Origin of the sequence: Vibrio qingdaonensis (genome assembly GCF_026191675.1) — a bacterium.
Lineage (GTDB): Bacteria > Pseudomonadota > Gammaproteobacteria > Enterobacterales > Vibrionaceae > Vibrio > Vibrio qingdaonensis.
This window is the reverse complement of sequence record NZ_JAKRRY010000223.1, coordinates 1-202: the sequence shown is the minus strand read 5'-3', so window position 1 is coordinate 202 and position 202 is coordinate 1. Positions and strand designations below refer to the sequence as shown.

The following is a 202-nucleotide window of genomic DNA, read 5'->3' as shown; positions in this document are numbered from 1 at the left end:
TCTTGATGAGTGTTCACACAGATTGATTAGGTTTAAAAAGATTAAAGACACACCTATGTCCCGTTCGTCTAGAGGCCTAGGACACCGCCCTTTCACGGCGGTAACAGGGGTTCGACTCCCCTACGGGATACCATTTATAAGTGTTCTTATTTCGTTTGCTAGAAACGAGAGTCTTTAAAAATGGTTACTGTTTAAGTAACAC

1 tRNA gene is annotated in these 202 nt (G+C 42.1%); it reads left to right on the top strand.

Features of this window, described 5'->3' with window-relative positions:
* The first annotated feature begins 57 nt into the window (after positions 1–57).
* Positions 58–133, top strand: a tRNA-Glu gene (locus MD535_RS26105).
* Positions 134–202 lie beyond the last annotated feature (69 nt).